This window comes from Sphingomonas bisphenolicum, from assembly GCF_024349785.1.
Classification (GTDB): Bacteria; Pseudomonadota; Alphaproteobacteria; order Sphingomonadales; family Sphingomonadaceae; genus Sphingobium; species Sphingobium bisphenolicum.
This window is the reverse complement of the sequence record NZ_AP018817.1, coordinates 1,993,358-2,010,113: the sequence shown is the minus strand read 5'-3', so window position 1 is coordinate 2,010,113 and position 16,756 is coordinate 1,993,358. Positions and strand designations below refer to the sequence as shown.

General features: G+C 61.8%; 18 protein-coding genes. 8 read left to right on the top strand and 10 right to left on the bottom strand.

Annotated elements, in window-relative coordinates:
• Positions 1 to 17 precede the first annotated feature (17 nt).
• Positions 18 to 1,139, bottom strand: a complete 1,122-nt coding sequence (locus SBA_RS09935; protein ID WP_261934295.1) for a hypothetical protein — start codon at positions 1,137 to 1,139, stop codon at positions 18 to 20.
• 173 nt (positions 1,140 to 1,312) lie between these two features.
• On the opposite strand from SBA_RS09935, the gene SBA_RS09930 reads away from it, so the two are divergent.
• The 3 genes from SBA_RS09930 to istB all read left to right on the top strand — a co-directional run bounded on the left by SBA_RS09930 (position 1,313) and on the right by istB (position 4,227).
• Complete coding sequence (locus SBA_RS09930) at positions 1,313 to 1,936, top strand: hypothetical protein (RefSeq protein WP_261934294.1); 624 nt, start codon at positions 1,313 to 1,315, stop codon at positions 1,934 to 1,936.
• Positions 1,937 to 1,997: 61 nt separating this feature from the next.
• Positions 1,998 to 3,512, top strand: coding sequence for an IS21 family transposase (gene istA / locus SBA_RS09925; protein WP_261934293.1), 1,515 nt, complete (start codon positions 1,998 to 2,000; stop codon positions 3,510 to 3,512).
• Positions 3,499 to 4,227 carry an IS21-like element helper ATPase IstB gene (istB, locus tag SBA_RS09920; RefSeq protein WP_261934260.1) on the top strand — a complete coding sequence of 243 codons (729 nt, stop codon included), beginning with the start codon at positions 3,499 to 3,501 and terminating at the stop codon, positions 4,225 to 4,227. The genes istA and istB overlap by 14 nt, the downstream gene beginning before the upstream one ends.
• Before the next feature lie 98 nt (positions 4,228 to 4,325).
• Here istB and SBA_RS09915 read toward each other — a convergent pair whose 3' ends face one another.
• From SBA_RS09915 to SBA_RS09905, 3 genes are all read right to left on the bottom strand, one after another.
• Entirely contained in the window at positions 4,326 to 4,712 is a 387-nt protein-coding gene (locus tag SBA_RS09915) for an STN domain-containing protein (protein ID WP_261934292.1), read from the bottom strand.
• Positions 4,713 to 4,824: 112 nt separating this feature from the next.
• The gene (locus tag SBA_RS09910) at positions 4,825 to 5,820 is read right to left on the bottom strand and encodes a FecR family protein (RefSeq protein ID WP_261934291.1); all 996 of its coding nucleotides are present in this window, start codon (positions 5,818 to 5,820) and stop codon (positions 4,825 to 4,827) included.
• Positions 5,817 to 6,419 (bottom strand): RNA polymerase sigma factor, encoded by a 603-nt coding sequence (locus SBA_RS09905; protein WP_261934290.1) that lies wholly within the window; start codon positions 6,417 to 6,419, stop codon positions 5,817 to 5,819. The genes SBA_RS09910 and SBA_RS09905 overlap by 4 nt, the downstream gene beginning before the upstream one ends.
• 851 nt (positions 6,420 to 7,270) lie before the next feature.
• Here SBA_RS09905 and SBA_RS09900 point away from each other — a divergent pair.
• From SBA_RS09900 to SBA_RS09880, 5 genes are all read left to right on the top strand, one after another.
• Entirely contained in the window at positions 7,271 to 8,845 is a 1,575-nt protein-coding gene (locus SBA_RS09900; RefSeq protein WP_390902439.1) for a flavin-containing monooxygenase, read from the top strand.
• 158 nt (positions 8,846 to 9,003) lie between these two features.
• A complete protein-coding gene (bktB, locus tag SBA_RS09895) occupies positions 9,004 to 10,194 on the top strand; it encodes a beta-ketothiolase BktB (protein WP_261934288.1) in 1,191 nt (396 codons plus the stop codon).
• Positions 10,191 to 10,898: a CoA transferase subunit A gene (locus tag SBA_RS09890; protein ID WP_261934287.1), complete on the top strand. Its 708-nt coding sequence runs from the start codon at positions 10,191 to 10,193 to the stop codon at positions 10,896 to 10,898. The genes bktB and SBA_RS09890 overlap by 4 nt, the downstream gene beginning before the upstream one ends.
• Positions 10,898 to 11,539 carry a CoA transferase subunit B gene (locus SBA_RS09885; protein WP_261934286.1) on the top strand — a complete coding sequence of 214 codons (642 nt, stop codon included), beginning with the start codon at positions 10,898 to 10,900 and terminating at the stop codon, positions 11,537 to 11,539. The genes SBA_RS09890 and SBA_RS09885 overlap by 1 nt, the downstream gene beginning before the upstream one ends.
• A complete protein-coding gene (locus tag SBA_RS09880) occupies positions 11,536 to 12,327 on the top strand; it encodes a dienelactone hydrolase family protein (RefSeq protein ID WP_261934285.1) in 792 nt (263 codons plus the stop codon). The genes SBA_RS09885 and SBA_RS09880 overlap by 4 nt, the downstream gene beginning before the upstream one ends.
• Before the next feature lie 48 nt (positions 12,328 to 12,375).
• Here SBA_RS09880 and SBA_RS09875 read toward each other — a convergent pair whose 3' ends face one another.
• The 6 genes from SBA_RS09875 to SBA_RS09850 all read right to left on the bottom strand — a co-directional run bounded on the left by SBA_RS09875 (position 12,376) and on the right by SBA_RS09850 (position 16,753).
• Positions 12,376 to 12,882 (bottom strand): nuclear transport factor 2 family protein, encoded by a 507-nt coding sequence (locus SBA_RS09875; RefSeq protein WP_066602667.1) that lies wholly within the window; start codon positions 12,880 to 12,882, stop codon positions 12,376 to 12,378.
• Between the two features lie 12 nt (positions 12,883 to 12,894).
• Positions 12,895 to 13,656 carry an SDR family NAD(P)-dependent oxidoreductase gene (locus SBA_RS09870; protein WP_261934284.1) on the bottom strand — a complete coding sequence of 254 codons (762 nt, stop codon included), beginning with the start codon at positions 13,654 to 13,656 and terminating at the stop codon, positions 12,895 to 12,897.
• Positions 13,657 to 13,712: 56 nt separating this feature from the next.
• Positions 13,713 to 14,792 (bottom strand): flavin reductase, encoded by a 1,080-nt coding sequence (locus tag SBA_RS25210; protein WP_390902327.1) that lies wholly within the window; start codon positions 14,790 to 14,792, stop codon positions 13,713 to 13,715.
• 105 nt (positions 14,793 to 14,897) lie between these two features.
• Positions 14,898 to 15,122: a dodecin gene (locus SBA_RS09860; RefSeq protein WP_037542269.1), complete on the bottom strand. Its 225-nt coding sequence runs from the start codon at positions 15,120 to 15,122 to the stop codon at positions 14,898 to 14,900.
• Between the two features lie 23 nt (positions 15,123 to 15,145).
• Complete coding sequence (locus tag SBA_RS09855; RefSeq protein ID WP_009821808.1) at positions 15,146 to 15,916, bottom strand: enoyl-CoA hydratase-related protein; 771 nt, start codon at positions 15,914 to 15,916, stop codon at positions 15,146 to 15,148.
• On the bottom strand, positions 15,917 to 16,753 hold the full coding sequence (locus SBA_RS09850; protein ID WP_261934283.1) for an enoyl-CoA hydratase-related protein: 837 nt from the start codon (positions 16,751 to 16,753) through the stop codon (positions 15,917 to 15,919).
• Between the last annotated feature and the right edge of the window lie 3 nt (positions 16,754 to 16,756).

The following is a 16,756-nucleotide window of genomic DNA, read 5'->3' as shown; positions in this document are numbered from 1 at the left end:
TAGCGGCCAGTATTGCATCAAACATCAATCTCCACGCGGTGAAGGTCAAAAAGGCTTAGGCCGTCCGGCGCGGCGATTCCTTGGCCAGAGAGCCAAGTTCTGCGGATTGCCTGATCAGCGCGAAGTGAGTCGACCGACAGCCCAAATAGCATTGCAGGTTCGCCAGACTTGCGTGCTAACATTAGCGCCGCGACATCCTCGGAGGTGACGACCGACCGAATGCCGAACGCGCTGATCATCGCTGCGGCATAAGTACCTTCGTGCAGTTCGCCGGCGGGTCGCTCAATCGGTCGCAGCAATTCGTCTTCGTTGGCTGTGCTTACCTTGGTGGGCATGCCATCTCCATCAGGCTTCGCAGTCACCCGCAGCAGTGCCCCGCCCAACCGTCGAGCTGAGCCTAGCAGAGCGGGCCGGCCGAGCCTCAGGGCAATGTTAGCGATACGCCGGCGCCTCATGCCGTCGGCATGCTGCTGGCGGTCGCCTTCCGATATTACGGTCCCATCTGCGGGTGGATCCCAAAGCAGGGATACGGATTCGCGGGGGCGTCCGTCGGTCGACCAAAGGTTTGCCGCAACCCAGTTCCTTGTTGCCAATGCCCGGCCGCTGCGGTCGAGCACCTGCACCCTTCCGAACTGCCGCTTTCCGTCCCGGATGCAAGCGGGCTGCCCGGTCATGAAGTCGGCCTGACGGCCAGTCAGGCTGCCCTTCGCCTCACACAGACTGTACGCGCCCTCTGCCGGGTTCCACGCGATCCAGTCGGGAATGTCGCCCTTTAATGTCCTTTCGACGACGATGCCGTTAGGTAAGCGGGTCTTGTTCGTTCGCAACGACACGAAATCCGTGAGGCCGAGCCTGCTCGCAAGCAATGCCCGCGAGAAGTATCGGCCGTAGAGTGCGGAGTAGGCACGCCTGAGTTCGGCGCTCTGCGCGAGGTCGCCACCCCAGCGAAGGCGGATCTGGTCAGCAGTGCTGAGGTGCGTCGAGAAGAGGCGCAGCCAAGCCGGAACGAGGGGTCCGCCCTGCATCGTCTCGTCCGATGCCGCCAACGCCGCCCACCAGAGACTGAACGGCTGGTGCACAATGTTGTCGTGCGGCACGGACGGTTCGACTGTGCGGATGTTGGTCCAGCGGTATGGCATCCCCAAACTGTAGTGCTTTGAGACAGCTGGTGCCAGTCCAACTGCGCAGCACGGTTAACTGTCTTAACTTGATCCCGTTTGTCAGATGAACGAAGGATCGTAACACCCTCAGGAGAGGGGCAACGCGATAAAAGGATCATAGTTTGGGCAGCTTTTTGGATGCGCGCGAGCTCGTGAGGGCAGAAGACCTGCGCGGACCGCGAATCTATTCCACCGATCTCCTGCCGTCGCACTTCGATGCTGACGATCAGGCCGGCTCGGTCGATGTCGCCGCACGAGCACTCAAAGTGAAGATACTCACCAAGGGCCAAGTGACGCTCAATAGCGCCTATCTTCTTTCGCCCATGGCAATATTGCTGCTCGACCGGCACCCCGACCTTTTCGCCGGACCAGCCATCCTGCCCGCTTTCCGCGAAGACAAAACCGCACTCGCCGACTTGCTGACCTCGAACGAGGATTTGACGCGGCATGGCTTCGACACGCAGCGCATCGACGATCATATTGCCCGGCTGGACGGCATGATCAGTCAGGTCATGCCCTGGTCCCTTGGCAATATCGATGAGCGATTTCGGACGCTGCTCGTCTCCGGTCTGGAAAACGGCGGATCGCTCGTTGCCCGCGCGCTTGTTGAGGCGGGCTTTGCGGAGGGGGACATCACCAATCTCATCGCCGATCTCAGGACAATGCCGCTGAGCGAAAGCATCAACCTACGGACCTACATCGCGGGACTCCCGATAGCGGTGCAGTGTGGATCGGCGTGCAAAAAGGACCCCGTTAGCGGGGTGATCGGCGTCTAAAAGGGACCCCTCATTTCGATGGTTTAAACAGCTGCCTGGATTTTCAGGCGGCGAGATCGGGATGTTGGTTTTGGAGACAGTTGTTCGGATCCGGCGCGAGTATGCCGGGGGCAAGGCGATCAAGGCGATCGCGCGGGATCTGCATGTGTCGCGGAAGGTCATCCGTAAGGCGATCCGAGCGCCGGAGGGCGCATTCGACTATCAGCGCAAGATTCAGCCACTGCCCAGGATCGGTCCGTTTCAGGATCGTCTGAACACGCTGCTGGAAGAGAACGAGGTGCGCGGCAGGCGTGAACGGCTGCGGATGACGCGGATCCATGACCTGCTGGTGCGCGAAGGCTTTGAGGGTTCCTACGATGCCGTGCGGCGCTACGCGGCGCGATGGAAGATCGAACGGCGCAAGGATGCCGGCGATGGCGTCACCGCCTTTATCCCGTTGATGTTCAGGCCAGGCGAGGCCTACCAGTTCGACTGGAGCCATGAGGATGTCGAGATCGCCGGCAAGCCGATGCGGGTGAAGGTCGCGCATATGCGACTGTGCGCGTCACGCGGGGTCTATGTCCGAGCCTATCCTCGCGAGAGCCAGGAGATGCTGTTCGACGCGCATGCGCGCGGCTTTGCCTTCTTTGGCGGCGTGCCGGAGCGCGGCATCTACGATAATATGAAGACGGCGGTGACGAGCGTGTTCACCGGCAAGGAACGAGTCTTCAACCGGCGGTTCCTGATCATGACCGACCATTATATGGTCGAGCCCACGGCCTGCTCGCCTGCGGCGGGATGGGAGAAGGGCCAGGTCGAGAACCAGGTGCAGACGATCCGTGGCCGCTTCTTCCAGCCCCGGCTGCGGTTCGCCAGCCTCGAAGAGCTTAATGGCTGGCTGGAGGCCGAGTGTCGGCGCTGGGCGGAACGGCAGGCCCATCCCGAACAGGGAGAGCTGACCGTGGCGCAGGTGCTGGAGATCGAACGATCCGCGCTGCAGCCGATGCTGGGGCCGTTCGACGGCTTCAATGAGAGCGAGCATGCCGTGACGGGCACCTGCCTGATCAGCTTCGACCGCAACCGTTACTCGGTGCTCTCGACGGTGGCACGGCGCACTGTGCAGGTCCGCGCCTATGCCGATCGTATCGTCGTTCGCTGCGGCGAGGAGGTTGTCGCCGAACATCCTCGCTACTTCGGGCGCAACCGCACGATCTATGATCCCTGGCATTATCTGCCGGTGCTGGCCCGCAAGCCCGGCGCGCTGCGGAACGGCGCCCCCTTCCAGGGCTGGGATCTGCCACCGGCGCTTGCCCGCCTGCGCCGCAAGCTGGGTAATGGCGACGATGCTGATCGCCGGTTCGTCCGTGTGCTGTCGGCTGTGTTGACCGATGGCCTGGAGCCTGTCGAAGCGGCGGTGCGCGAGGCACTGGCGACGGGCACGGCAAGCGACGACCTGATCCTGAACATCCTGGCGCGACGCCGGGAACCGCCGCGTCCACTCACGATCATCACCTCCGAGGACAGCGCGCTGCGCCATCCTCCGATCGCCGACTGTGCCCGTTACGACCAGCTGAGGACCTTCGATGCAGCGGCATGACATGATCGAGGCCATGCGCGGGCTCGGGCTCAAAGGCATGGCAGGCGCGTTCGACGATGCGGTCACCACCGGCCTTCAGCGCCAGCGCACCACGATGGAGATATTGACCGATCTTCTGAGGGCGGAAGCGACGCATCGCCACGCCGCGTCGATCCGATACCGGATGGCGGCCGCGAGGCTGCCGATCGTGAAGGACATCGACGCCTTCCGGTTCGAGGGCACCCCGATCAACGAAGGACTGGTGCGTTCATTGCACAGCGGCGCGTTCCTGCCCGCGCGGCGCAATATCGTCCTGGTCGGCGGTACAGGCACCGGAAAGACCCATCTGGCCATCGCCATCACCGCTAATGTCGTGCGCTCGGGTGCGCGGGGCCGCTACTTCAACACCGTTGATCTTGTGACCCGTCTCGAAGAGGAGGCCAGGATCGGCAAAAGCGGCACACTCGCCGCCCAGCTATCCCGCCTCGATCTCATCGTGCTCGATGAACTGGGGTATCTGCCGTTCGCCCGATCGGGCGGCCAGTTGCTGTTCCATCTGATCAGCAAGCTCTACGAGCAAACCAGTGTCATCATCACCACCAACCTCGCCTTCGGGGAGTGGCCCACCGTGTTCGGTGATCCCAAGATGACCACCGCGCTCCTGGATCGCGTCACCCATCATTGCGACATAGTCGAGACCGGCAATGACAGCTGGCGCTTCAAAAACCGGAGCTGATCCTCCCCATCGGCCCTCAATTAAAAGATGCTTTGCGCTGCGCGCGCCTTCGGTCGGGCTACGCCCTCCCTACGCCGCGCGCAGCGCAGGAGAGCGCGTCAGATCAACCTTGCGCCATCTTGAAATGGGGTCCCTTTTGCGCGCCGATAGGGGGTCCCGTTTGCACGCCGATTGACAGGAGCGGATCGGTCGCTGATGATGATCGCTTCATCCAAGAACCGGGCGCGCAGGCCCGATCCTCTGAGAAGGCTTTCGACCGCTTCCTGCGCGCTCAATTTGCCGCTGAGCGCTGGTGCTCTGACGCCGGCGACACGCGTTGCCGGCATATAGAGTTCCCACCCGGCACGCCTTGCCACGGCACGCAGCGCATCGCTCAGATCCTGCTCTGGCAGATCGAAAACGAAGGATATGTCATCTCGCGCCGAACTTATCGGAACCGTCGTAACCGTGGCTGCACCCAGCATCAGTGCGACGATCGTCTGCAATCTCTTCCCCGTCATATTTCCCCCATTTTGCCTACCGGCCCGCCACTTCGGCTGGCTCTAGGGGAGTTGTTGACGCTGGAATTCGATCGACCTTAGTCGACGCTTCGATTTTTTATCGATGCTGGAGATGGATGGCGTCGGCACGGCGGCTTAGCGCAAGATCGAATACATCTGCGATACGGGCAGAAAAGCGATCAGTATCGGTTAACCGGAATCGGCCGGATACGAGGAGAGCGCCGACCATGGGGTCGTCCAGCACGATCGGCGGCCGCGCATATCGGTTGGCATCGGCAATGAGGATGCGCAGCGGAATCGCGCTATATTCCGTCCAGCCCTGCGGCCAGTCGCGACGATCTATGCCTCGGCTGGACAAAATGACGGGGCGGAAATTTTGAGCCGGATAACCGATAAATTGTCCGGCCTGTGCATAATGCCGATAGGTTTGCATTACGCCGGGACGGAGAAGGCTCCGCAGTTCGATCTGGCCGGACAGTACCGCGATTTCAATTCGGCCATCGCTGTCCTGACTAATGTCGAAATGCGCGGCCTGGGTGACCAATTCACCCCGACCTGCACTGACGACAAATGGCCGTGCATCGCTGTTTACCGCAATACGGGCTCGTCCTTGCTGAAATTGAAGTCGGCGTTCCTTGCTATCCATCGAGACGGCGATACGACTGCGCGCATCCATCGTGACCTTGGATCCATCGGCCAGTGCGACGGCATCGATCTGACCGGGCAACGTCTGAAGAACAGGCCCGCTGCCGGCCTGGCGCCTGCCACCCTCATTTTGTCCGCCTGACCTGAAGGTCACGCCAAGCGCGATTACGGCGGTGATCGCCGCCGCCAAAGCGGCGCCTAGCAACCAGCCGTGCGGGCCAAATATTCTGCGCTTTCCATGTCGCTTGGACACTTTGAGCACCTTTGATGTGTCGAAGTGATGCGTGGCCCATTGGTACGCGCGACGATGTTCAACTGATTGCGCCAGCCAGTTCTCCAACTTGACCAACGTGGCGTCCGACTTGTCACCGCGGAGGCGGATCAACCAAGCGACCGCTTCTTCCTCGATGGCACAGCGCTGCTCGTCTCCGTTTTCGGAGCCAGTCATCGTGCCGCATCCACCTGACGGCCAATATGAGCCAACGCCTTGATCATGTGATATTCCACCGCGGAGATACTGATCCCTAGTCTCTGATGGATTTCGCGGTAGCTCAATTCATCGACCCGATGCATAAGAAATACGCGGCGGGTCTTTTCAGGCAGCGAATCTACCGCGTGCTCATAAAGGCGTAGCAGGTCGTCCGCCTCGAGATTCCAGCATTGCTCAGGAGCCGAGATGAGATCTCGTTGTTCATCGAGCGAGAAAAGCAGGATGTTGTCACGCTTTTGCCGGCGTGCCCGGTCAATCAAGAGGTTCCGCGCGATTCGCTTGATAAACGCCGCTGGATTTATCAGGCGCGACACTTGCTCACTGCTCGCCGCTCGCATGAAAACCTCTTGAACGAGATCAGGCGCGGCATCCCGACCGACACGCCGACCCAAATATTGCAAGAGGCTTCCACGCTCGGTTTTGAAGGCTCTTTCCAAACCATCGGTCGAAATAGATGCTATCGGTTCAAGCGGTCCGATCGTGTCACGAGGACTGTTGTGACAGCCGGACGAAACGGACCTAGGCGGCCGCGGAAATGATGTTGAGGAGGAAGACACGCAATGAATCCAGGCAGCAGCAATAGAGAGCCGGAGTGACCGACTCTTTACCTACCCACTGCTATGCCGTCGTTCGGCGCGATAGCTGCGCGCCCCATCCGATACGGCCGCCTGTCCGTCAGGGACCGGCGTTCATGATGCCTGGCGGGTTGCGATGATGGCGAGCGCCAGAGCCCGTCATCGTTAAAAATGACATCACCGCATTGGGAGCGCAAGACAAACCATCGCTGACGCGAACTACAGGATCAATATACTCCTGCCTCCTGAGAGAGGCTCATCTCAAGAATCCGCCGTGAATCAGCGTGGCGTCCGCATGTCGGCTGTTTGCGGCCGAGTTCGCGCCAGCGATCGGTATCGAATGACCAGACCCGCCAGAGGCTGGGTATTGCGTCCGACAAGATGCGGCATGGAGAGCGGCCGGTCATCCGGGACACGATATTTCCTGAAACACGCCGATACGCGGTCATGCAGTGGCGCGCATAGGACTGCTCGCATGACAAGAGCCGAACGGAATCGTCCGTACTCAGATCAAGTCGATTTGCGCGTCACGTCGCGTCCCGAATCTTCGCCTTGCAACACCACCAAGCTTGCCTGAATCACCATCTGCTGCGTCGAAATGCCGACCCGACGCTTCAAAATAGATCGAAGCGAAGATTATTTCGTTATCATAACAATGTCTGTTATTGGCCATTTTAGGAGCCGGAATAGCCCGTCAATCCAAATCCCCTTGACAGATCGTCAACGCGAGCGTTGACAGTAAGAAAGATCGTTCCAAGGAGAGATGTGTCGTGAGTGGAGTTGAGACGAAGCCGGATTATGATGCGATCGTCATCGGTGCAGGTGTCACTGGCATGAACCAGACATACCTGCTCGACCGAGAAGGCTTGCGGGTTCTGGGCATCGAGGCGGGCGAAGATGTCGGCGGAACCTGGTACTGGAACCGCTATCCCGGATGCCGGCTCGACACCGAAAGCTACACCTATGGCTATTTCGCACTGAGCGGCATCATCCCCGAATGGGACTGGAGCGAAACCTTCGCCGGGCAGCCCGAGATGCTGCGTTACGCCAATTATGCAGCCGACAAGATGGATGTCCGCCGCCACTACAAGTTCCGCACAAAGGTGGAGTCTGCTCATTATGACGACCTCGCCAATGTCTGGAAGGTCGGTCTCGACAGCGGCGAGAAGCTGACCTGCCGCTTCCTGATATCGGCGACCGGCCCGCTGTCTGCCTCGCGGATGCCGGACTATGCGGGGATCGAGGATTTCAAGGGCGAAGCCTTTCACACCTCCCGCTGGCCTACCGACGACGAGGGCAATCCGCAGACGATCGATTTCACGGGCAAGCGGGTCGGCGTCATCGGCACAGGCGCGACTGGCGTGCAGATCATCCCCATCGCTGCACAGACCGCCCAGGACCTTTATGTTTTCCAGCGGACGCCGAACTGGTGCACGCCGCTCGGCAACATGCCGCTTGAAAAGGACGAGATGGATCTCATCCGCAAGCGCTATCCCACGATCCTGGAATATGTGAAATCGACGCCGACGGCGTTCCCCTATCACCGCGACACGCGCAAGGGGACGGAGGTTTCGGAGGCGGAACGCGAGGTATTTTTCGAGCAGCTTTATAACCAGCCGGGCTATGGCATCTGGCTCAGCGGCTTTCGCGATCTCCTGCTGAGCAAGGAGTCGAACAAGTTCCTCGCCGATTTCATCGCGAAGAAAATCCGCCAGCGTGTTACCGATCCGGCGGTTGCGGAGAAGCTGATCCCGACGGACCACCCGTTCGGTGCGAAGCGCGTGCCGATGGAGACCAACTATTACGAGGCCTATAATCAGGCCAATGTTCATCTGGTCGATATCAAGGGCGCCCCGATCCAGCATTTCACGCCCGAAGGGATCGTGACGGCGGACGGCGCCTATGATCTCGACGTGATCATCTTCGCCACCGGTTTCGATGCCGTTACCGGCTCACTTGATCGCATCGACATCACCGGCAAGAACGGCCAGCGCCTCAAGGATGCCTGGGCCGATGGCCCTTCGACATTCCTGGGCCTCCAGGCGCGCGGCTTCCCCAATTTCTTCACGCTGGTCGGCCCGCACAATGGATCGGCCTTCTGCAATGTGGGCGTGTGCGGCGGCCTCCAGGGGGAATGGGTCACCCGCATGATCACCTATATGCGCGATCGCGGCCTGACCTTCTCGGAAGCCAGCGAAGCCGCCGAAGCGCAATGGACCGAGGCCGTCTATGCCGATTTCGCCCGGACGCTCATGGCCGACGCCAATGCCTGGTGGGTCAAGACCACGACCAAGCCGGACGGTAGCACGGTAAAGCGCACCCTCGTCTATGTCGGCGGTGGCCCCGAATATCGCAAGCGCTGCGAGGAAGTGGCCTATTCCGATTATGCGGGGTTCGAACTCGCCTAGGCGCATGATCACGGGTTCGCGCAGGTCGTCCAGGATCGGCGAACCCGGCTCGAAGAGCGCAGTTCCATTGCCACAAGATTCATCCCGCGCGCCGGCGCGACCGTCCCGCAGGACGCCATCGGCGCATCCAGACCCGTCCACCGAAAGATGAGGAAGCCATGAAACCAATCTATATCCTGTCCGGCGTACGCACCGCGATCGGCGACTTTGGGGGAAGCCTTCGCGACGTCCCGCCAGCCAAGCTCGGCGCCGCCGTGATCGCCGAGTCCATCGCGCGCGCCGGAATCGGCGCCGGCCAGGTCGGTCATGTGGTCATGGGCAATGTCATTCCCAGTGAGCCGAAGGATGCCTATCTTGCCCGTGTCGCCGCCGTCGACGCCGGAATTCCAATCGAAGCGCCCGCGCTGACGCTCAACCGACTGTGTGGATCGGGCCTGCAGGCGATCATATCTGCCGCGCAGATGATCGCGCTCGATGAATGCGACTTCGCCGTGGCCGGTGGCGCGGAGTCGATGACCCGCTCGCCGCATTCGGTGGCGGCGGCCCGCTTCGGTCAGAAGATGGGCGAGATCAAGATGGTCGATACGCTGCTCGCGGTGCTGAGCGATCCTTTCGAAGGCATGCACATGGGTGTCACGGCCGAGAATGTCGCAGCCGATTATGACATCTCGCGGCAGGATCAGGATGAGCTTGCCGTCCTGAGCCATAGCCGGGCGGCACGGGCGCAGCAGGAGGGGCGCTTCGCCTCCCAGATCCTGCCGATCGAGGTCAAGGATCGCAAAGGCACAAGGCTGTTCGATACCGACGAACATGTCCGCGCCGACGTCTCGGTCGCCAGCCTGTTGGGTCTGAAAGCGGTGTTCAAGAAGGATGGCACCGTGACGGCGGGCAATGCCTCGGGGATCAACGACGGCGCGGCCGCGATCGTCCTGGCCTCGCAGGCGGCCGTCGACCGCGATGGCCTCAAGCCGCTCGCGCGGATCATCGGCTGGGGCCATGCCGGTGTGCAACCCGACCGGATGGGCATCGGTCCCGTCAAGGCGGTCCCCATAGCGCTCGAACGCGCGGGCCTCGCGCTCGAGCAGATGGACGTCATCGAGTCCAACGAGGCCTTCGCTGCGCAGGCCTGCGCGGTTGCCAAGGTGCTGGGGTTCGATCCGGAGAAGGTCAATCCGAACGGCTCGGGCGTATCGCTGGGCCATCCGGTCGGTGCGACCGGCGCGATCCTGACCGTCAAGGCTATCTACGAGCTTGAGCGGATCGGCGGGCGCTACGGCCTGATCACCATGTGCATCGGCGGCGGCCAGGGCATCGCCATGGTGGTAGAGCGGCTGGGAGGCGCGGAATGAAGAAGCTGTTTCCCGACGCGGCCTCGGCGCTCGACGGTATCCTGAAGGATGGTCTGCTCATTGCCTCGGGCGGCTTTGGCCTCTGCGGCATTCCGGAAAGGCTGCTCGATGCGGTGCGCGACAGCGGTGCTTCCGGCCTGACCTTCGCCTCCAACAATGCCGGCATTGACAATGAGGGGATCGGCAAGCTGCTGCGCACGCGGCAGGTCGCCAAGATGATCTCCTCCTATGTCGGCGAGAACAAGGAGTTCGAGCGGCAATATCTGGCGGGCGAACTGGAGGTGGAGTTCTGTCCGCAGGGCACGCTGGCGGAGCGTATGCGCGCGGGTGGTGCGGGCATCCCCGGCTTCTACACCAAGACCGGCGTCGGCACTCAGGTGGCGCAGGGCAAGGAAGTGAAGAGCTTTGGCGGCGAGGACTATATCCTCGAACGCGGCATCTTCGCCGACATCAGCCTGATCAAGGCCTGGAAAGCCGACGAGAGCGGCAACGTCATCTTCCGCAAGACCGCACGCAACTTCAACGTGCCCGCTGCGACCTGCGGCAAGATATGCGTGGTCGAAGTGGAAGAGATCGTGCCGGTGGGATCGCTTGATCCCGATGCGATCCACCTTCCTGGCGTCTATGTCCAGCGCATGATCGTGGGGGCACCCTACGAGAAGAAGATCGAATTCCGCACCGTTCGTCAGAGGGAAGACGCATAATGGCCTGGAGCAGAGATGAAATGGCCGCGCGCGCGGCAAAGGAGCTTGAGGACGGCTTCTACGTCAATCTGGGCATCGGCATCCCGACGCTAGTGGCGAACCATATTCCAGCTGGCGTGCAAGTCACGCTCCAGAGCGAGAATGGCATGCTCGGCATCGGTCCCTTCCCGCTCGAGGGCGAGGAGGATGCGGACCTCATCAACGCGGGCAAGCAGACGATCAGCGAACTGCCCCAGACCGCCTATTTCAGCTCTTCGGACAGTTTCGCGATGATTCGCGGCGGCCATATCGACCTGACCGTCCTTGGCGCGATGGAGATCGCCGAAAATGGCGACATCGCCAACTGGATGATCCCCGGCAAGATGATCAAGGGCATGGGCGGCGCGATGGATCTGGTCGCGGGGGTCAAGAAGATCATCGTGGTCATGGAGCATACGTCCAAGGACGGCAGCCCCAAGTTCATTCCGGAATGCACGCTGCCGCTGACCGGGAAGAATGTGGTCGACATGATCATCACCGACCTCGCCGTCTTCCAGCGGGCCGACCATGACAGCCCCTTCAGGCTGATTGAACTCGCGTCCGGCGTGACGCGCCAGGATGTCGAGGCAAAGACGTCCGCCTCCTTCGAGGTGGCGTTGTGAACGGCCTGTCGCCAAAGGATGCACGCGCGATCAATGTACGGACGGTGGACTATGTGGCGGACGGGCTGGCCATGCGCGGACACCTCGCCATACCCGCTGGCGCAGGGCCTCACCCTGCTCTTCTCGTCTTTCCCGAGGGCTATGGCCTGAGCGACCAGGCGATCCTGCGCGCCGAGCGGATTGCATCCGAGATGGGCTATGTCGCGCTGGCGTGCGACCTTCATGGCGAGGCGCGCGAACTGAGCGGGCTCGAGGAGGTTCTAGAGAAGCTTGAACCCTTGCAGAAAAGCAGCGCTTGCGTGCGCGAGCGTGTGGTGCCCGCCTATGATGCGCTGCTTGCGCAACCGGAAGTGGATCCCGCGAAGGTCGGCGCGATCGGCTTCTGCTTTGGCGGTACGATGGCTCTGGAGCTGGCGCTTACCGGCCGCGACATCGGAGCAGTGGTGGGCTTTCACAGCGGCCTGGCGCTGACCGCGCCACAGGATGCGCCGAACATCAAGGCAGCGATCCTGCTGCTGCTGGGTGCGGACGATCCCTCCATCGATGCAGAACAGCGGCTGCTTTTCGAGCAGACGATGCGGCAAGCGGAGGTTCGTTGGGAGATGCATGTCTATGGCGGGGTCCGTCACAGCTTCACAAATCCCAGGGCGCATGAGCGTGGCCTTCCCGACTGGCTTCGCTACGATCCCATCGCCGATCGTCGCTCGTGGAATGCCATGCGGGCATTTCTGGATGAACTCTGGGCAGCGCCTGACGGTGGGACGAGCGTGAAAACCGCCATGCCGTAATGTAAGCTGGCGTGCCATGTCCAGCGGACCGGCACGCCTGCACTAGAACTAAGATTTGCGCGGGAAATCCGAGGCGGCAGCTTCGCCGCCCGGCCAGCGCACCGGGGTCGTCGAGGCAAACGCCGCGCCGACCTCATCCCACGGTGCGATATGAACGGTGCGCATATCGCGCGATGCAAAACGCCAGACCTCTCCGTCCCGGACATAGCTATCGACATAGCGGACAGCGCCGACGACGCTCGTGCCACCCAGGACCAATTCCAGATGTGCGCCGACAAGGCCGGTAGCCCGATCGTCGGACTCGAACCGGCACTGGACATAATGGGGGGTATGTACAGTCAACCCCATATAGGAACGGGCCGTCTTTATGAATTCGACGATGGCATCGCGACCGGTCGCATTGAGAACGCCCGAAGAACTGAATGTGGCGTCGGGAATGAAGCTGGCCGCCACGCCGTCGGAATCGTCATCGTCAGACGCCAAGAAATAGGAGACGACGAGATCCGAGATCGCATTGCGATCCTCCAGTCGGCGAATGCGTTGCTCCAGGTCCATTTCTCTCTCCTTCTATCGCGGCGCCATTCTGATCGCGCCGTCGAGCCTGATGACTTCACCATTGAGCATGGGGTTGCCGATGATGGCTTCCACCAGTTGAGCATATTCTTCCGGGCGGCCCAAGCGGCTGGGATGCGGAACCTGCTGACCAAGCGAATCCTGCGCCGGCTGGGGCAATCCCATCAGCATCGGCGTCAGGAAGATGCCCGGGGCGACCGTCATGACCCTGATCTTGTGCTGCGCCAGATCGCGGGCGACCGGTAGCGTCATGCCCACGACGCCGCCCTTGGACGCGGCGTAGGCCGCCTGGCCCATCTGCCCGTCATAGGCAGCAACACTTGCGGTGTTGACGATGACGCCACGTTCCTCGCCGACGGGCTCGGCAGCGGCCAGAAGGGCGGCGAACTGGGCGATGACGTTGAAGCTGCCGATGAGATTGATCTCGACGGCGCGGCGAAAGCTGTCGAGCGGATGCGGCACATTTTCCCGACCGACCGTCTTGATCGCCGGCGCGACGCCTGCGCAGTTCACCAGGATGCGCGCCGTGCCGTGCGCCTGTGCTGCGGCTTCCAGCCCATCCTTCACGCTCTGCGCGTCGGCGACATCGACCCGGAAGAAGGCGCCGCCCAATTCCTGGGCCTTCCTGGTCCCCTGCTCCTCATTGAGATCGAAGATCGCGACCCGTGCGCCGTGCGCGGCAAGCATCGAGGCTGTCGCGCCACCCAGGCCCGATGCGCCTCCCGTGACGATTGCTGCGACATCACGCATGTCCATCGGTGTCTCCTTGAAAGTTGAATGAAAAGGCTGCTGTCGCCCGGCAGGTTCATATTCTATTGCGCGCGGGCTCCAAGACCCGCGCCCACGCGGGTGGCTGCTTCGATCAGATGCGCGATATAGATATCGATGCCGCCTTCTGGAGGCTTGGGGAAACCATAGAGTGTCAGCGCCATTGCGATGGCGCCGTCGGTACCAAAAACCGGCACCGAGACGACCCGCGCCTGTCCCTTGGTCGCATCGGTCCATTCGGCCGGATCATAGGCCAGGTCGGAAATCAGTTCCTCCAGCGCCTCGACCGCGATCTCGTCGTCACCCGCGGCGGCCAGTTGCGCGGAGAAGATGCGTTGTGCCTCGCTGATAAGGCCGACCGAGAAGCCGCGTTCGCGCACTGTGGCAAGAACGGTGGCCGCAGTTTTGCGAACCGGAACGTCGTGGCGGCCAAGCCAGGGGCCGACTTCCTGATCGGAGAGCCACGCTGCGAACACCGACCCGGTCGGCAGGCGGAACGGCAATCGTTGCCCGACGAGCGTTGCGATGCCTGGAATATGTTCCTGTCCGGCACTCGCTGCCACGATCAGTTCCTCGCCGGCCCGGAGGGTAACAATGCAGCGTCCCCCGGTTTCGGCAGCAAGACGCTCCAGTTCGGCGCGCGCCCGATCGACCTGCCGAAGCTGGGCAAGAGACAGGCCCGGCGCTTCGCTCGCGACGAGCGAGCCGGGGGCAAACTGGCCATAGCCGCCCTGAAAGAAGAGAAGAGGCAGTCCGCCGCCAGCGATGTCGAGCGCGACAATTTCGCCTGTGACCATCTCATGGTCCCCAGCATCGGTGATGGCGTAGCGTCGGCATTCTATCCACGCGACCACATCTTCAAGGACAGGACAGCTTCGTTCCGAAATCCGGTGGGCGACGCCGTCAAATTTGTTAGGGTCCTTGGACGCAAGTTGGCGACAGACAGGCTCCTGCTCTGCGCCCAGGATATTCACGCAGAAATGCTCGCAGTCGCGCAACTTGGCCCAACTGCTCGATCCGCGATCGGGAAAGAAGGCGACCAACGCCGGGTTCAGCGAGACCGACGTGAAGGAACCCACGACCATCGATACGGGAACGCCATCGCTGGCCGTCGCGGTGATCACGCAAACACCGGTCGGATACTGCCCGAGAACCTGGCGATACCATTTGGGGTCGATGGGAAGGACTTGCTGAGAAGATAACACAGGGCGCCTCGTTCAGTATGGCGTTCAGTCGGAGCCGGTCACGGGGTCGACGACGAAGCCGACTTTCAATGTGACCTGAAAGTGCTGGATCTGACCGTCCTCGATATGTCCACGGGTCTGAACCAACTCGAACCATCGCAGGCCATGCAGTGTCTCGCTGGCGCGCGCGATGGCGGTCTTGATCGCGTCGTCCACACTCGACGTGGAGGAGCCGACGATCTCAATAACACGATAGACATGATCACTCATTACCTGGCTCCTCCTTGGTTAGGTCAGCGTCCGGTCCACACCGGCTTGCGGCGTTCGCCCGCGGCCTGTTCGCCTTCGCGCTTGTCCGCGCTGGCGGCATATTGCTCGATTTCCTCGAACTTCGTCATGAGGGCGACCTCGAGCGGGTAGCCGAGCCGGTCGAGAGCAGCGACCTTCGCGGCCTGGTTAGCCAGCGGCGATGCACCATTGATCTTGTCGGCCCATTTCTGCGCCGTGGCAGCGAGGTCGGCATAGGGAACGACCTCATTGACCAGACCATAGCGCTCCGCGGCTTCCGCCTTGATGCGATCGCCGGTCAGGATCATGGCCATTGCGATATGGTGGGGAAGCTGGCGCACGGCGCGATGCACGACGCCGCATTCGCCGATGATGCCGACCTTTGTTTCGGGCAGGCCGAACTGGGCTGTGTCGGCCGCAACGATGATGTCGGCGCACATGGCGAGTTCGAAACCGCCACCAACGCAGAAGCCCTGGACCGCAACGATAAGGGGCTTTTTCAGTTTTACGAGCGGGCCGCCGATGCCGGTCAGGCCACCAGCCAGCGCCATGCGCGTCTTGCGCTCGGCGCCGCCGGAGACGTCCGCACCGATGCAGAAGCTTTTCTCGCCTTCAGCCGAAAGAATGACGGTCCAGATATCCGGGTCGTCGTTGATGTCGGTCCATGCCGCGAGCAGCAGATCATCCATCTCCTGCGTGATCGCATTGAGACCTTGCGGACGGTTGAGCTTCACATGCGCGGTATGGCCGTCTTTCGTGAATTCGATGTCAGACATTCATGGCTCCTTTGGCGCGACCAGCGGGCTCGTCGGCGCGACTTTATATTCCTGGATAACCGCCTTGAGGCCCTTGTCCTTCATACGGGCACGGATCTCGAGGACGGCGGGTGCGAGGTGCAGCAGCGCGTCGATCTCGGCGATGCCCGAGAGCGACTGACGGAAGCCCTGGGCTTCGGCCGCACGGTTGATAGAAAGCTTCTTGAGCCTGAGCACTTCAGACGGCGTGAGGCCAATGCGCTCGGCCAGCGAGCGGACGCAGGCGATGAGGTCGTCGGCCGGAACGCAATGATTGGCCCAGCCCCATTCGACGGCAGTGGGTCCATCGATCCAGTTGCCCGGCACAAATGCAAATTCCTTCGCCCGCTTGTGCCCGACGAGGGAAACCCAGGCGGGAGCAATGAAGCCGCCGCCTATGGGAATGGTCGGTTCGCCGATCTTCACATTATCGGCAACCACCGTGATGTCGGTGAACACGCACATCTGTGCGGCGGCGGCCATGCAATAGCCATGGACCGCCGCGATGACGGGCTTTGGATGGTCCCACATCTGCAACCAGCGCGCAACGTTGGCTTCAAGCCGGGCGCGGTCGGCCATCGGATCCGCCGGCCCCTTGTCGCCCCCGCCATAGCCTCCCAGATCGATGCCAGAACAGAAGCCCCGGCCCTCGCCCCGTATGGCGATGACCGGACCGCCTTCATGCTTGAGCGTTTCGAGCGCATGGCCGAACTCGTCGAGCAATTGCGGCGACAAGGCGTTGGCGGCCTCGGGACGATTGAGCACGATCCAGCTCAACGCCTCCTCATGCTCTATCCTGATGGCTTCATAGGGAGGCATGGA

Bases quoted from the DNA above. Each gene is read 5' to 3' on its own strand.
- SBA_RS09935 (WP_261934295.1), bottom strand. From the start codon at position 1,139: ATGCCATACCGCTGGACCAACATCCGCACAGTCGAACCGTCCGTGCCG.
- istA (WP_261934293.1), top strand. From the start codon at position 1,998: ATGTTGGTTTTGGAGACAGTTGTTCGGATCCGGCGCGAGTATGCCGGG.
- istB (WP_261934260.1), top strand. From the start codon at position 3,499: ATGCAGCGGCATGACATGATCGAGGCCATGCGCGGGCTCGGGCTCAAA.
- SBA_RS09910 (WP_261934291.1), bottom strand. From the start codon at position 5,820: ATGACTGGCTCCGAAAACGGAGACGAGCAGCGCTGTGCCATCGAGGAA.
- SBA_RS09900 (WP_390902439.1), top strand. From the start codon at position 7,271: ATGAACCAGACATACCTGCTCGACCGAGAAGGCTTGCGGGTTCTGGGC.
- bktB (WP_261934288.1), top strand. From the start codon at position 9,004: ATGAAACCAATCTATATCCTGTCCGGCGTACGCACCGCGATCGGCGAC.
- SBA_RS09890 (WP_261934287.1), top strand. From the start codon at position 10,191: ATGAAGAAGCTGTTTCCCGACGCGGCCTCGGCGCTCGACGGTATCCTG.
- SBA_RS09885 (WP_261934286.1), top strand. From the start codon at position 10,898: ATGGCCTGGAGCAGAGATGAAATGGCCGCGCGCGCGGCAAAGGAGCTT.
- SBA_RS09875 (WP_066602667.1), bottom strand. From the start codon at position 12,882: ATGGACCTGGAGCAACGCATTCGCCGACTGGAGGATCGCAATGCGATC.
- SBA_RS09870 (WP_261934284.1), bottom strand. From the start codon at position 13,656: ATGGACATGCGTGATGTCGCAGCAATCGTCACGGGAGGCGCATCGGGC.
- SBA_RS09860 (WP_037542269.1), bottom strand. From the start codon at position 15,122: ATGAGTGATCATGTCTATCGTGTTATTGAGATCGTCGGCTCCTCCACG.
- SBA_RS09855 (WP_009821808.1), bottom strand. From the start codon at position 15,916: ATGTCTGACATCGAATTCACGAAAGACGGCCATACCGCGCATGTGAAG.
- SBA_RS09850 (WP_261934283.1), bottom strand. From the start codon at position 16,753: ATGCCTCCCTATGAAGCCATCAGGATAGAGCATGAGGAGGCGTTGAGC.